This window comes from Novosphingobium mathurense (genome assembly GCF_900168325.1).
GTDB classification, from domain to species: Bacteria; Pseudomonadota; Alphaproteobacteria; order Sphingomonadales; family Sphingomonadaceae; genus Novosphingobium; species Novosphingobium mathurense.
This window is the reverse complement of sequence record NZ_FVZE01000001.1, coordinates 251,539-265,740: the sequence shown is the minus strand read 5'-3', so window position 1 is coordinate 265,740 and position 14,202 is coordinate 251,539. Positions and strand designations below refer to the sequence as shown.

Annotated in this window: 14 protein-coding genes and 1 tRNA gene; 12 read left to right on the top strand and 3 right to left on the bottom strand. The window is 64.2% G+C overall.

Going from position 1 to position 14,202, the window contains the following annotated elements; translation table 11 throughout:
- The first annotated feature begins 74 nt into the window (after positions 1-74).
- The 5 genes from B5483_RS01365 (at position 75) to B5483_RS01345 (ending at position 4,357) form a co-directional block, all read left to right on the top strand.
- Positions 75-1,187 carry an SPOR domain-containing protein gene (locus tag B5483_RS01365; RefSeq protein ID WP_079729250.1) on the top strand — a complete coding sequence of 371 codons (1,113 nt, stop codon included), beginning with the start codon at positions 75-77 and terminating at the stop codon, positions 1,185-1,187.
- Between the two features lie 17 nt (positions 1,188-1,204).
- On the top strand, positions 1,205-2,467 hold the full coding sequence (locus B5483_RS01360) for a DUF418 domain-containing protein (protein WP_245828776.1): 1,263 nt from the start codon (positions 1,205-1,207) through the stop codon (positions 2,465-2,467).
- Positions 2,468-2,518: 51 nt separating this feature from the next.
- The gene (locus tag B5483_RS01355) at positions 2,519-2,713 is read left to right on the top strand and encodes a (2Fe-2S)-binding protein (RefSeq protein WP_054947886.1); all 195 of its coding nucleotides are present in this window, start codon (positions 2,519-2,521) and stop codon (positions 2,711-2,713) included.
- A gap of 88 nt (positions 2,714-2,801) precedes the next feature.
- Positions 2,802-3,284 carry a bacterioferritin gene (gene bfr / locus B5483_RS01350; protein ID WP_054947887.1) on the top strand — a complete coding sequence of 161 codons (483 nt, stop codon included), beginning with the start codon at positions 2,802-2,804 and terminating at the stop codon, positions 3,282-3,284.
- Between the two features lie 17 nt (positions 3,285-3,301).
- Positions 3,302-4,357, top strand: coding sequence for an NAD(P)H-dependent flavin oxidoreductase (locus B5483_RS01345; RefSeq protein WP_079729248.1), 1,056 nt, complete (start codon positions 3,302-3,304; stop codon positions 4,355-4,357).
- Here B5483_RS01345 and B5483_RS01340 read toward each other — a convergent pair.
- Positions 4,347-6,428 (bottom strand): alpha/beta hydrolase family protein, encoded by a 2,082-nt coding sequence (locus B5483_RS01340; RefSeq protein WP_079729247.1) that lies wholly within the window; start codon positions 6,426-6,428, stop codon positions 4,347-4,349. The genes B5483_RS01345 and B5483_RS01340 overlap by 11 nt on opposite strands.
- A 139-nt stretch (positions 6,429-6,567) precedes the next feature.
- Between B5483_RS01340 and B5483_RS01335 the strand changes: the two genes are divergently transcribed.
- On the top strand, positions 6,568-7,743 hold the full coding sequence (locus tag B5483_RS01335; RefSeq protein ID WP_054946809.1) for an AI-2E family transporter: 1,176 nt from the start codon (positions 6,568-6,570) through the stop codon (positions 7,741-7,743).
- A 35-nt stretch (positions 7,744-7,778) separates the two neighbouring features.
- Here B5483_RS01335 and der read toward each other — a convergent pair whose 3' ends face one another.
- Positions 7,779-9,155, bottom strand: a complete 1,377-nt coding sequence (der, locus tag B5483_RS01330; RefSeq protein ID WP_079729827.1) for a ribosome biogenesis GTPase Der — start codon at positions 9,153-9,155, stop codon at positions 7,779-7,781.
- A 161-nt stretch (positions 9,156-9,316) separates the two neighbouring features.
- Between der and B5483_RS01325 the strand changes: the two genes are divergently transcribed.
- A complete protein-coding gene (locus B5483_RS01325; RefSeq protein ID WP_369817921.1) occupies positions 9,317-9,952 on the top strand; it encodes a CHAP domain-containing protein in 636 nt (211 codons plus the stop codon).
- Between the two features lie 72 nt (positions 9,953-10,024).
- Here B5483_RS01325 and B5483_RS01320 read toward each other — a convergent pair whose 3' ends face one another.
- On the bottom strand, positions 10,025-10,309 hold the full coding sequence (locus tag B5483_RS01320; protein ID WP_054946796.1) for a DUF3297 family protein: 285 nt from the start codon (positions 10,307-10,309) through the stop codon (positions 10,025-10,027).
- Positions 10,310-10,387: 78 nt separating this feature from the next.
- Between B5483_RS01320 and B5483_RS01315 the strand changes: the two genes are divergently transcribed.
- From B5483_RS01315 to B5483_RS01295, 5 genes are all read left to right on the top strand, one after another.
- Positions 10,388-10,462, top strand: a tRNA-Val gene (locus B5483_RS01315).
- Between the two features lie 114 nt (positions 10,463-10,576).
- On the top strand, positions 10,577-10,768 hold the full coding sequence (locus tag B5483_RS01310; RefSeq protein ID WP_054946807.1) for a YgaP family membrane protein: 192 nt from the start codon (positions 10,577-10,579) through the stop codon (positions 10,766-10,768).
- Between the two features lie 54 nt (positions 10,769-10,822).
- The gene (serS, locus tag B5483_RS01305) at positions 10,823-12,103 is read left to right on the top strand and encodes a serine--tRNA ligase (protein ID WP_079729246.1); all 1,281 of its coding nucleotides are present in this window, start codon (positions 10,823-10,825) and stop codon (positions 12,101-12,103) included.
- Between the two features lie 85 nt (positions 12,104-12,188).
- A complete protein-coding gene (gene surE / locus B5483_RS01300; RefSeq protein WP_079729245.1) occupies positions 12,189-12,953 on the top strand; it encodes a 5'/3'-nucleotidase SurE in 765 nt (254 codons plus the stop codon).
- Positions 12,950-14,194 (top strand): LysM peptidoglycan-binding domain-containing protein, encoded by a 1,245-nt coding sequence (locus B5483_RS01295; RefSeq protein ID WP_079729244.1) that lies wholly within the window; start codon positions 12,950-12,952, stop codon positions 14,192-14,194. Before surE ends, B5483_RS01295 begins: the two co-directional genes overlap by 4 nt.
- Positions 14,195-14,202 lie beyond the last annotated feature (8 nt).

Here is a 14,202-nt window from a genome sequence, read left to right as displayed (position 1 = left end):
TGAAGACTGGTACCTGCACCGTAGTTTCGCTTACCATTGCGGAACCTGGCGGCAATCAACGAGTAATTTTCGCTGTGAAGAAATTTCTCCGATTTTTCCGCAATCTGGGCCTTTGCGCGACTCTGCTCCCGCTCGTGCCCACGCCGGCCTTCGCTGACGTGAAAGCAGGAGTCGACGCGTGGACCGCGGGCGACTACGCTGCTGCCGTGAGGGAGTGGAAACCGTTGGCGGCCACCGGTGATCCGGATGCGCAGTTCAACCTCGCCCAGGCTTACAAGATGGGCCGGGGCGTGCCGGAAGACATTGCCAAGGCCAAGGATCTATACGGCAAGGCCGCTGCCCAAGGCCATGTGCAGGCCGCGGACATCTACGGATTGCTGCTGTTCCAGGATGGCGAACGGGCCATGGCCATGCCCTATCTCGAAGCCTCTGCCGCGCGCGGCGATCCGCGGGCGCAGTACATCATCGGCGTGGCACACTTCAACGGAGACCACGTCGCCAAGGACTGGGTGCGCGCCTATGCCCTCGTCAGCCTTGCACAGCAGGCCGGCCTGCAACAGGCGACCAATGCGCTGAAGCAGATGGACGAGCACATCCCGCTGGCGGACCGGCAGAAGAGCGTTGCGCTTGCTTCTCGCATCGCCGCCGACGCTCAGGCCACGCGGGAGCGGGAAACCGCGACTGCCGAACTGGGCAATGGCACCCTGCCCTCCGCCACCCGAACCGACAGCGTGCGCACGCCGCAGATCGTCACTGCCGAAAACGCCGTAGCCGAAGCCGTCCGCGCGACCGGCAGCGCCAGCCCGGCAACCGCCGGGGCCGACTACACGCGCAAGAGCGTTCCAGCACCCGGCACACCTTCCCCGGCCACCGCGAAAGCGAAGATCCTTGCGAACCCGGCTCCGAAGAAGCCTGTCGAGGCCGCAAGGCCCACCCCGACAGGTGTGCCCAACACCAGCGGTCCATGGCGGGTCCAACTTGGCGCGTTCGGCGTAGCCGGCAATGCCGAACGGCTCTGGGCAAAGGTCAGCAAGCGCCCTGAACTTGTCGGACATGGCAAGATCCTCGCCCCCGAAGGCAGGCTGACCAAGCTGCAGGCCGGCGGCTTTGCCTCGAAGAACGAAGCGGATGCCGCCTGCTCGAGACTATCGGCGGGCGGCTTCACCTGCCTCCCCGTGAGGAACTGATCGACGCAGCACTCGCCTTGCAGTCGCCTAAGGCGATCGCAGGCAGCGCCGAGCGTCTCGTCACGCTGGATCTCATTCGCGGCGCCGCGGTTCTAGGCATCCTTGCCATCAATATCGCCGGTTTCGCCGGCCCCAGCATCAATACGATCACCCCCAGCCTGCCGCATCAGGCCAGCCTTGCGGACGAGGCGGCCTGGGCTTTCGGTTTCGTCTTCTTCGAAGGCAAGATGCGTGCACTCTTCGCGATCCTGTTCGGGGCCAGCCTATCCCTCTTCTGCGAGAGGGCCGAGAATAACGGCAGCGACGGCGAACTCCTGCAGGTTCGCCGCCTGTCATGGCTGATGCTCTTCGGAACGCTGCATTACCTGCTGCTCTGGTGGGGCGATATCCTGTTCGTCTATGCCGCCTGCGGCATCGTCGCGCTGCTGACCCGCCAGCTTTCGACGCGCCTGACACTGATCCTCGCGCTTGCCATTCTCGCCAGCACGCATGTCTGGGCAATCATGGCCGCACTGCCCATCGTCCATGCCGAGGAAGCGGTCCGTCTAGGCACAGCCACGTTAGCGCAGCAACAATCGGTCACCGCGCGGCTCGATCTCTACTGGGACGAAAGCGCGCGTGAACTGGCCTTATATACCTCCTCCTATCTCGACATCGTAACCGCCAAGCTGCACGACGATCCCTTCTGGCTCTTCACCATGGCCAGCAGCACTTATGGAGAAATCCTTCCCTTGATGATGCTGGGCATGGTCCTGCACCGCCACGGCTTCTTCGCAGGGACCTGGCCGGCCAGGCGCATGAAAGCCGTCGCCACTTTCTGCAGCTTCGCGGGACTGGTCCTGACCCTGGCCGCATTGAACTGGGCCTGGCCGCGCCACTTCCCGCCCATCGCCATGTACATGATGATCTCCCACGGACTCGTCGTGCCGCATGTTCTGACCGCCATCGGCTACGCCGCCATTCTCGTGCTTGCCGCGCCTGCACTTGCCCGAACGCGAATCGGACAGCGCCTGATCGCCGCCGGTCGCATGGCCTTCAGCAATTACATTTGCACAAGCGTGGTGATGACGGCGATCTTCTACGGATGGGGTTTCGATCTGTTCGGCCGGGTCGGACCAGCCGGACAATCGCTGTTCGTGGCGCTGGGCTGGACGCTCATGCTGGCATGGAGCGAACCGTGGCTGGGCCACTGCCGCCGGGGGCCGCTGGAATGGCTCTGGCGCTCACTCGTCATGCGCAAGCTACTGGATAATCGTCGGAATTCCGCGATTCTAAATTGATATTGCGATCCATTCTCATTTGCGTATGATGGCAGACAAGAGGATTCGCTTATGTATGTCTGCATCTGCAATGCGATTAAGGAAACGGACCTGAGGGCGGCCGCGCGCTGCTGTCAGGGCAATGCCGAGACGCTCTACGCTGCCATGGGCCGCACGCCGCAGTGCCGCCAGTGCCTTGAGGAAGCGGAAGAGATCATCGCCGACGAAGTCGGCTGCGATCTGTCGGTTTCTCTCGTCCACCATTGAATTAGGCCATTGATTCTGCGCCCACCGGCCTTGTCAGGCCGAAGCCCTGCGCCCATATTCGCGGCTCGGTTGAAAAGGAGCACGCGCGATGAAGGGCGACCCACAAGTCATTGATTTTCTGAACAAGGCTCTTTTCAACGAGCTGACCGCCATTAACCAGTACTGGCTCCACTACCGGATGCTGGACAACTGGGGCATCAAGAAACTTGCCGCCTACGAGCGCCACGAATCGATCGACGAGATGAAGCACGCCGACGTGCTGGCCGATCGCATCCTGTTCCTCGATGGCCTTCCCAATTTCCAGGCGCTGGGCAAGCTGCGCGTCGGTGAGAACGTCGAGGAAATCCTCAAGGCGGACCTCGCTCTCGAACACGATGCCATTCCGCTCCTCAAGGAAGCGATCGCCCACTGTGAAGCGGTGCGCGACTATGTCAGCCGCGAAGTCTTCGAGCGCATCCTCGAAAGCGAGGAAGAGCACGTGGATTGGCTGGAGAAGCAGTTCGACATGATCGAGCGCATGGGCATCCAGAACTACTGCCAACTGCAGAGCGAGGCCGCAGGAGAGTCCTGAGCCCAGGCAAGGCGTCCATGGACTTCATCTCGCGCCTCGACCTTTCGATACCGTTGATCCAGGCACCGATGGCGGGCACCTCGACGCCCGCCCTCGCCGCTGCCGTCTGCAATGCCGGGGCGCTCGGGTCGATCGCGGTCGGTACGCTGACGCCCGAAGCTGCAGCGCACGACATCGTCCAGCTCCGCGCCGCGACCGACCGCCCTTTCAACGTCAATCTCTTCGTCCATGCGCCATGCGAGGCCGATCCGCCGCGCGAGGCAGCGTGGCTGAGCGCCCTCGCACCCGCTTTTGCCGAGTTCGGCGCCGAGCCGCCCACGCAGCTTGAGACGATCTACCCGACGCTGATCGGCAATGCCGAAATGCTGGCGACGCTCGTGGAACTGGCGCCGCCGGTGGTGAGCTTTCATTTCGGCCTGCCCGATCCCGACTCGATCGCCGCACTGAAAGCCGCAGGATGCCTCCTGTTCGCCACCGCCACCTCGCTCGACGAAGCCCGGCTTGCGAAAGATGCCGGGATCGACGTCCTGGTTGCACAAGGGTGGGAAGCGGGCGGCCATCGCGGCGTGTTCGATCCCGACGCGCCGGACGACCGCCTTGGCACCCTTGCACTGACCCGCCTGCTCGCCGCCCAGTCCGGTTTGCCGGTCATCGCCGCCGGAGGGATCATGGACGGCAACGGCATTCGCGCCGCGCTCGATCTGGGAGCGGTCGCAGCCCAGCTCGGCACGGCCTTCGTCGCCTGTCCCGAAAGCAACGCGGACGCAGCCTATCGCATGGCACTGGCCAGTGAATGCGCACGGCACACGACGATGACTGCCGCGATTTCCGGTCGTCCGGCTCGCTGCCTTGCCAATCGCTTCACCGCCTTGGGCGCAACCGGGGAGCTGCCTCCGGTCGCGCCCTATCCGCGCGCCTATCATGCCGGCAAGGCGCTCAACGCCGCCGCCAAGACTGCGGGCGAAGGCGGTTTCGGAGCGCAATGGGCAGGCCAGGGCGCTCCCCTTTCCCGCCCGATGCCCGCGGCCGAACTGGTCGCCCGGTTGGCCGCGGAGCTTGCTGCTACTCGCTGACGGCCTTGCCGTCAGTCCGATACTTGTCGAACCACGCAAGGATTGCGGAAACCTTCGCCGCCGACTGCGATGGCCGCGCGGCAATGCCGCCGTGGCTGGCGCCGGGTACCTTCACCATGGCAGTGGGCACGCCGCGGATCTGCAGAGCGGCGTAGTACTGCTCGGATTCGCTGACCGGCGTGCGGTAGTCGTCGCTGCCCACGACCACCAGCGTCGGCGTCTTCACATTGCCGACCAGGCTGAGCGGCGAGCGGTTCCAGTAAGACATGGGATCTTCCCAGGGCTTCTTGTCGAACCAGTAGCGCGAGGTGAACGGCGTCGAGTCCATCGTCAGCGCTTCGCTGATCCAGTTGATCACCGGCTTTTGCGTCGCGGCAGCCTTGAACCGGTCGGTCTTGCCCACAATCCATGCCGTCAACACGCCCCCGCCCGAACCGCCGGTGACGAACAGGTTGTTCGGGTCGGCCACACCATCGGCAATCGCTGCATCGACAGAGGCCATGAGGTCGTCGTAGTCGGTGCCGGGATAGGCGCGGTCGATGAGGTTGGCGAACTCCTCGCCATAGGACGTGCTGCCGCGCGGATTGGTGTAGAGCACGGCATAACCATGCGCGGCATAGAGCTGGTAATCGGTGGCGAAGACAGGAGCATAGGCCGTGTTCGGCCCGCCATGGATCTCAAGGATCAGGGGCGCCCGCTGGCCCGGCTGCAGGCCCGGAGGCGTCACCAGCCAGGCATCGATCGGCCTGCCGTCGGGCGCAGTCACCGCCAGCTTGCGCACCGGCGCCATCGCCTTGTCTGCCATCCAGGTTGCGTTGAGGTCGGTCAGCTTGCGCCCCGTACCGCCATTGGACACCCACAGGTCCGCCGGATGGCTCGTGGTCCCGGCGGTATAGGCGATGCGCCCGCCCTTCGAGACACTGAAGCTGCCACCGGTATAGGGCCGGTCGTAATGCCCGCCCGGAGTCAGTCCGGAAACCAACGGCTTGATCGACCCGTCGAGACCGACGCGCGCCACCCGGGTCTGTGCCTCATCGTCGTACTGGACGTAAAGGCCGTTATTGCCCGCCCACTCCACCGCGTCGATCGATCGGTCGAGCTTCGGGGTCAACAGCCTTACGCCGCTGCCGTCGGCGTTCATGACGTAGAGATCGGAGTTCTCGTAGGAGCGGTTGACGTCGTCGTAGCCGACATAGGCGATGTGCTTTCCGTCGGGCGAGACGATAGCACCCCCATCAGGACCCTGCCGGGTCGTCAGCGCGCGGATCGCGCCGCTTGCGACGTCGACGCTGTAGACTTCCGAATTGTTGATGTCGCGCTCCCAGTCTTCATGCCGGTTGGCACTGAAGACGATGCGCTTTCCATCAGCCGTCCAGGACAGCGGGCCGCCATCGTCGAACTTGTCGAAAGTGACCTGGCGCGGCGCGCCGCCATCGGCGGACACGACGAAGATATGGTCGAAGCCCGGTTCGAAATAACCGGCTCCGTCGAAGCGGTAGGTCACACGGTCGATCACCTGCAGCGGCTCGGCCCATTGCGCACCTTCGGGGCGGCCTTCCGGCTGCGAGCCCAGCTTCGTACCTTCACCCGGCACGCGCATGGTATAGGCGATCTGCCTGCCGTCCGGCGACCAGGCGAGCGCGCCCGGGCTGTCGGGCAGGTCGGTGACGTTGACGCTCGCCCCGCTCGCCAGCCAAAGTACGTAGAGCTGCGGAGAGGAACTGCCGTCGCTCGAGACATAGGCGATGCGCTTGCCATCGGGCGACCAGCGCGGGGCCATGTGTGCGCCCGGTCCGGCGACGAGCGGACGCTGCTCGCCCGTGGACACATCGACCAGCCACAGCGAGGGTTCGACCTTGTCGGTCATGATGTCGGCGCTGCTGCGCACGTAAACGATCGTCGATCCGTCCGGCGATATCTGCGGATCGGTAACGCCCTGCAACTTGAACAGGTCGTCGGGCTTGAAGCTGCGTTCCGGCCCGGAAACGGAGGACTGCTGCTCTGCTGCAACGGCAGGGACGAGTGGGACGGACGCCATAGCCAGGACGCTGACGGCGATTCGGAACTTCATGATGGAATGCAAGAGAGTGACCTCCTGATGCGGGGGGATGAACGGTTGTCTCGCGCGCTTCGTCGAAAAAATCCACCCCGGTCTTGCCGGAAGGAAGATCGGGGATGGAATTGCCGAATTTCATGATATTGCTCCGCCAATGGAGACAAAGCGACCCTCTGCATACGGCCTTGAAGACTACGCATTCATCGGCCTCGTCATACTCGTTACCATCGCCTTCGCCTGGCTTCTCGCACCCTATTTCGGGGCGGTGCTCTGGGGCATCGTCGCGGCGATCCTGTTCGAACCGATGACCCGCAAACTGGAGGCAAAGCTTGGAGGCAGGCCCAATACGGCCGCGGCGCTGGTGCTGCTTCTCCTGCTGGCGATCTTCATCCTGCCTGCCCTGTTCCTGGGAGCCAGCCTCGTACAGGAAGCGACGTCTCTTTATGATCGGATCAGCAGCGGGCAGATCGATCTGGGTGCCATGCTCCAGCGCATCCGCGCCGCCCTGCCCGACCAGATCGGCAACACGATCGCACGCTACACATCCACCGATTTCGAGACGCTGCGGCGCGAATTCGGCTCCGGCATCGCCAGTGGCCTGCAAGACATCGCCTCGCGCCTGCTCATCGTCGGGCAAGGCGCCCTCAGCTTCATCGCTGCGCTGGGCGTGATGCTTTACCTCACGTTCTTCCTGCTGCGCGATGGTGAGCGCTACGGTGAACTGGTGCGCACCGCGATCCCGCTGAGGCCGCATTTGCGCGATGCGCTGCTCGACCATTTCATGCTGGTGGTACGCGCCACTATGAAGGGCACCGTCGTCGTCGCAGTGATGCAGGGCCTTGTCGGCGGCCTGATCTTCTCGGCTCTCGGCATCGAAGGCGCCCTCCTGTGGGGCGTGCTGATGGGCTTCTTCTCGCTGCTGCCGGCCGTCGGCACCGGTATCATCTGGGTTCCCGTCGCTGGCTACCTGCTGGCGACCGGAGACTACGTCCAGGGCGGGGTGATGGTCTTCTGCGGCGTGTTCATCATCGGCATGATCGATAACCTGCTGCGCCCGATCCTCGTCGGCCGCGACACCCGCATGCCCGACTTCGTGGTGCTGATTGCCACGCTGTCGGGTCTCGAACTGTTCGGTCTCAACGGCTTTATCGTCGGCCCGGTCATCGCCGCGCTGTTCATCGCCGTATGGAACCTGGTTTCCGAGGCAAAGGGCGCCGGCAGCCTGACAAACATAAAGGGCACCGAAGCAAGCAGGCGCGCGCAGGCCGCCGAAGCCGAAAACCAGGCCGATGCCGCCGCCGAATCGGAAGCCGAGGCGCACCCCGGCTGAATCAAAAACCGGTCACGCCCCAAACGGAGGCGCGGTCAGTCCTTCTTGAACGGGTTCTTCGGGCTGCGCAGCGTGATGCGAATCGGCACGGCCTCAAAGCCGAGTTCACGCCGCAGACCATTGATCAGGTAGCGTCGATAGCTCTCTGGCAGCAGGTCGAGACGCGTACCGAACAGCACGAAGCCCGGCGGGCGCGTCTTGGCCTGGGTGATGTAGCGCAGCTTGATTCGCTTGCCACCCGGCGCTGGCGGCGGATTGGCCGAAAGGGCATCGTCGAACCAGCGGTTGAGCGCAGAGGTCGGCACGCGGCGGCTCCAGGCCTCGCGGATCGAAAATGCCGCCGCAATCATGTCGTCGAGGCCCTTGCCGGTACGTGCCGAGACTGCGAGCAGCGGCACGCCGCGCACTTGCGCAAGACCGTCGTCGAGCGCGGCACGAATGCCGTTGAACAGCTTCGAGGCATCCTCCGCCACGTCCCACTTGTTGATCGCGATCATCAGGGCGCGGCCTTCCTCCAGAACTTTGGAGGCGATCTTGAGGTCCTGGTGCTCCAGCCCCTTGGTCGCATCGAGCAGCAGGACCACGACTTCGGCGAAGTCGATTGCGTGGCGCGCATCGGCCACCGCCATGCGCTCCAGCTTCTCGACGACGCGCGCTTTCTTGCGCATGCCCGCGGTGTCGATCAGGCGCACCTCGCGTTCATCGCCGGTCTTGGGATCGGTCCAGAGCCAGTCGATCGCGATCGAATCGCGGGTGATACCCGCCTGAGGGCCGGTCAGGAGCCGGTCTTCACCGAGAAAGCGGTTGATCAGCGTCGACTTTCCGGCGTTCGGACGACCGACGATGGCCAGCTTGAGCGGCGCCTTGAGCAGCGCTTCCTCGTCGAATTCGGCTTCCTCTTCCTCGACCGGCTGCAGCGGCTCCAGATGTGGCAGCAGGGCTTCGAACAGGTCGCCCATGCCCTCGCCGTGTTCGGCCGAAATCGCCACCGGATCGCCGAGGCCAAGCGAGTAGGCTTCAAGCAGACCGCCCTCGCCCGCGCGCCCTTCCGCCTTGTTGGCGAGCACGATGACCGGCACCGGCGAGGCGCGCAGCCAGTTGCCGATTTCCTCGTCGAGCGGCGTCAGTCCGGCGCGCGCGTCCACAACGAACAGCGCGACGTCGGCAGTCGCCAGCGAGGCTTCGGTCTGCTTGCGCATCCGTCCGGGCAGGGTTTCCGCTTCGTCGTCTTCCCAACCGGCAGTGTCGACGATCTGGAATTTCAGCCCGAGCAGTTCGGCATCGCCGAAGCGCCGGTCGCGCGTGACGCCGGGCTGATCGTCGACGAGCGCGAGCTTCTTGCCGACCAGACGGTTGAACAGGGTGGATTTGCCGACGTTGGGCCGGCCTATGATGATGACTTGCGGGAGCATGATGGCGACTCGCTTGGGGATTTCCGAAGGCTTTGGCAAGCACCCGGCAAACATCCGGCAAATTCTTGCCGCTCCGTTAACCCAATTTTGCAGGCAAACGATAACTGTGCCTAGGTGATCTTGCAGGCATGAAAGGTTACTGCACAGCAAGCATTCTCGCATTGAGCGCGGCCGTAATCTCTCCGGCAAGTGCCCGCAGCGCGATCGACGCTATCGTGTCCAACGACGATTCCGGCAGCGCGGGCAGCCGCCCTCTTTCATCGGGTTCACCGAGCGCATCGGGCAATTCCGACTATCTGGAATGCGTGCCCTTCGCGCGGCAACTGTCCGGCCTGCAGATCTATGGCGATGCCCATACCTGGTGGAAGCAGGCCAAGGGCCGCTACGCCCGCGGTTTCGAACCGCGCGTCGGTGCCGTCCTGGCGATCGAGCCGCACGGCAACTCCACACTCGGCCATGTCGCAACGGTCACGCAGATCGTCGATTCCCGCACCATCCTGGTGAGCCATGCCAACTGGTCGGTTCCCGGCAAGATCGAGCGCAACGTCAGCGTTCTGGATGTTTCACCGGAAAACGACTGGAGCCAGGTGCGCGTCTGGTACGGCCCCGCCCACAACCTGGGCGCATCGCACTGGCCGGTCGCGGGTTTCATCTACAACGCCGAGCCCGGCGCGCTTCCCGCCGCAAGGTCGACCCGCGTTGCCTCCGAGGGCGATTCGGCAGCGTCGCAGGCGGAAGGCAAGAAAAAGGGCCGCCACAGCGACCCCATCGGCGACATCATCGCCGGAAACTACTGAGTTTACCCGAAAGGGGCCGGACCTGCGCCAGTTGGCAGGACCGGCCCCGAAACTCTCAATCGCGAAGAGCGCTTACTTGGCGACGGGCGCGTCTTCGCCGAGATCCTCGTACCACGCTTCGACCGGGCCGCTCAGCTTGATCGTCAGCGGATTGCCGCGACGGTCGAGCGTCTTGCCTGCCTGAACGCGCACCCAGCCTTCGGAAATACAGTATTCCTCGACATTGTTGCGCACGGTGCCCTTGAAGCGGATACCGATGCCGCGACGCAGCTTTTCGGCATCGAAGAACTCGCTCTTCGGGTTGATGGCAATGCGATCGGGCGGCACGTCCGGGCCGGAACTGGTCTCTTCGGTCATGTCCCGCGCTTTAGTCGGCAATGGACGCTTGTCAATTCGTCCGGAGTTGTCTAGGGGCGCGCTTCCGCATTTGGAAGCGGGCGCGTAGCTCAGCGGTAGAGCACACCCTTCACACGGGTGGGGTCACAGGTTCAATCCCTGTCGCGCCCACCATCCCCTGCCGGGATGGCACCATCGGAAACTTGCCGAAATCCCTCCATTGATCGCAATCAATGCGCCTCTAGTACCATCGGGCGCATGGCTCCTTCATCGAAGGAGGGAAATGCCATGTTCAAGACAAATGTCGGCACGATGGACCGATTGGGCCGCATCGTTCTGGGGATCATCCTCATCGCCCTCGTCTTTGTAGGACCGAAGACGGATTGGGGCTGGGTCGGGCTCGTTCCTCTGATGACGGGACTGTTCAGCACGTGCCCGCTCTATTCCATGTTCGGGATTCGCACCTGCAAGGCCGAGTGACACAGGCCATCTCGCGCTTGCGCCGGACTCGCCGAGACGGCATAGCCCGGCGTCATGCATGATATCCGCCTGATCCGTGAAAACCCGGCCGCTTTCGACGCCGGTCTCGCTCGCCGCGGGGTTGAACCCGCTTCCGCCCAGATCCTCTCGCTCGACGAGCAGCGCCGCGCGGTCGCAACGCGCATGCAGGAAAGCCAGAACCGCCGCAACGAGGCATCGAAGGCAATCGGCAAGGCGATGGGCCAGGGCGACGCGCAAACCGCCGAGGCGCTGAAAGCCGAAGTCACGCAACTCAAGGAAAGCCTCCCCGCGCTCGAAGCCGAGGAGAAGGAACTGACCGCCAGGCTGCATGACGAACTGGCACGCCTGCCCAACATCCCCGTCGACGAGGTTCCCGACGGCGAGGACGAGACGCAGAACGTCGAAGTGGCGAAGTGGGGTACCCCGCGCGAATTCGCCTTCACGCCCAGGGAACACGCGGATCTCGGCCCTGCGCTCGGCCTAGACTTCGAGACCGGCGCGCTGTTGTCGGGTGCGCGCTTCACATTCCTCAAGGGCCAGATGGCCCGCCTGCACCGCGCCCTTGCGCAATTCATGCTGGACACGCAGACCGCGGACAACGGCTATATGGAATGTAACGTCCCGCTGCTGGTCAAGGACGATGCCGCCTTCGGCACCGGCCAGCTTCCCAAGTTCTCCGAAGACCTGTTCCAGACTACCGACGGGCGCTGGCTGATCCCCACCGCCGAAGTCAGCCTGACCAACGCGGTGCGCGAACAGATCGTCGATGCCGAGGCCCTGCCCCTGCGCATGACGGCGCTCACCCCCTGCTTCCGTTCCGAGGCGGGCGCGGCGGGCCGCGACACGCGCGGCTTCATCCGCCAGCACCAGTTCGAGAAAGTCGAACTCGTCACCGTCTGCAAGCCGGAAGAAAGCGAAGCCGAGCACGACCGCATGGTTGCAGCCGCCGAGGGCATCCTTCAGGCGCTGGAACTGCCCTATCGCAAGGTTCTGCTATGTGCCGGCGACATGGGCGCCACCGCGCGCAAGACCTTCGACCTCGAAGTCTGGCTGCCCGGCCAGGGCGCCTACCGCGAGATCAGCTCGATCTCGAACTGCGGTGATTTCCAGGCGCGCCGCATGAACGCGCGCTACAAGCCCGAAGGCAGCAAGAAGACCGAGTTCCTGCACACGCTGAACGGCTCGGGCCTGGCGGTAGGTCGCACCCTCGTAGCCGTGCTGGAAAACTACCAGCAGGAAGACGGTTCGGTCGCGGTACCGGAAAAGCTCAAGGCCCGGATGGGCGGGATCGAGAAGCTGGAACCGCTCGCCTGAGCGACGCGCCGGCGTGAATTCGCCGGCATGTAGCCCCGGACAATGGGCCCCGAAGGCGATTCGGGGCGACGAAGGAATTTGATCAATGCGCATCCTCCTCACCAATGACGACGGCATCAATGCGCCGGGTCTCTACGTTCTCGAGAAGATCGCGGCACAGCTTTCCGACGACATCTGGATCTGCGCGCCGAGCGAGGAACAGTCTGGGGCCGGCCACTCATTGACCCTGACGCGCCCGGTGCGTCTGCGCGAACACGCGCCTCGCCGCTACTCGGTTACCGGAACGCCGACCGATTCGGTAACGATGGCGCTGCGCAAGGTGCTGCCCGGCGCGCCCGACCTGATCCTGTCGGGCGTGAACCGCGGCGCGAACCTGGGCGACGACATCACCTACTCGGGCACGGTCTCGGCCGCCATGGAAGGGGCGTTGGCCGGCATTCCCTCGATCGCGTTGAGCCAAGTCTATTCCAAGGAAGGCGTCGGCAACAACGTCGACTTCTCCGCTGCCGAAGAATGGGGCGCCAAGGTGCTGCGGCCATTGCTCGACACACCTTTCGCGCCGCGCACGCTGATCAATGTCAACTTCCCCGCGATCCCCGCGCACAAGGTTAACGGCATCCGCGTGGTGAGGCAGGGATTCCATGATTACGCCCGCGGTTCGGTGGTGGAAGGCATTGATCCTAGAGGTTTTCCTTACTTTTGGTTTGGTTTACACGGCATTGAGCATACCCCGGGTCACAACACCGACCTGGAAGCCATCGCGGAAGGATTTGTCTCGGTGACGCCATTGCAGCTCGACCTGACGCACGATGCGTCGATGTCCAATCTGGTGGATCGCTACAAGGCATGAAGGCCCCTCTACTGCTCGCCGCGGCAGCTGTGCTGCCGGGACTGGTAATTGCGCCGACGCAGGCACAGGCCGCCAATTCCGCGCAGGAAGCGGTCCATGTGGTGGAGCCGGGCGAAACCCTGAACGGGATCGCCAACCGCGCTGGCGTGGATGCAGGCGATCTTGCCAAGGCGAACAACCTGCAAGCGCCATTCGTGGTGCGCGTCGGGCAGGAGCTGGCGATCCCGCGGGGCAGCGCGACAGACAGCAGTCCCGCAGCGGCCAGCGGCACCTATGAAGTTACCTTCGGCGAAACGCTTTACGGCATCGCCAATCGCACCGGCGCGCCTGCCAGCGCTATCGCCAGCGCAAACGGGCTTGAGCCGCCTTACGTGCTGCGCATCGGCCAGAAGCTGACCATTCCCGGCAAGACGCAGGACACCGGCACCGTCAGGACCGCATCGCGGGAGATCGCCGCGCGCACCGAATCGACCTCCATCATCTCGCCCGAGCAGGAGACGGTCCATATCGTCACCCCCGGCGAAACGCTCGGCGGCATTGCCGCACGCGCCAAGGTTGCCCGCATCCTTATCGCCGAAGCCAATGGGCTGCAGCCGCCCTATATCGTCAAGGCCGGTCAGAAGCTGCAGATCCCACGCACCCGCCGCCACACCGTGAAGGCGGGCGACACCGGCTTTGCGATTTCCTACAAGTACGCCGTGCCCTGGGACCAGATCGCCACCGCCAATGGTCTCGATCCGGAGGCACCGGTCAAGCCAGGTCAGAGCCTGCTGATCCCGACCCTGCTCAACCTGCAGAAGAGCGCGACAGCACAGCCCGCGGTTTCGGCCGCTGTGCCTGCACCCATCACGCCCGCCGCAAGCAAGTCGCGCTTCCTCTGGCCGGTCTCCGGCCCGGTCCGCCGCGATTTCAGCAGCGGCGCGAATTATCACGACGGTCTCGACATCACCGCTGCCAAGGGTACGATGGTCCGGGCCGCAGCCGCCGGTACGGTCAAGTTCGCCGGCAAGGAAAAAGAGCAGTTCGGCAATCTCGTCGTGATCGATCACGGCGATGGCTGGTTCACCGCCTATGGTTTCCTCAGCCGCATCACGGTCAAGGACGGCGCCAGGGTAGCCGCCGGCGAGCGGATCGGGCTCGTGGGAGACACAGGCCTGGCCAAGGGCGACGAACTGCACTTCGAAGTGCGCCGAGACGGCAAGCCGGTAGACCCGCTGGACGAACTGCCCAAGTCACCCTAAGCCTCGGT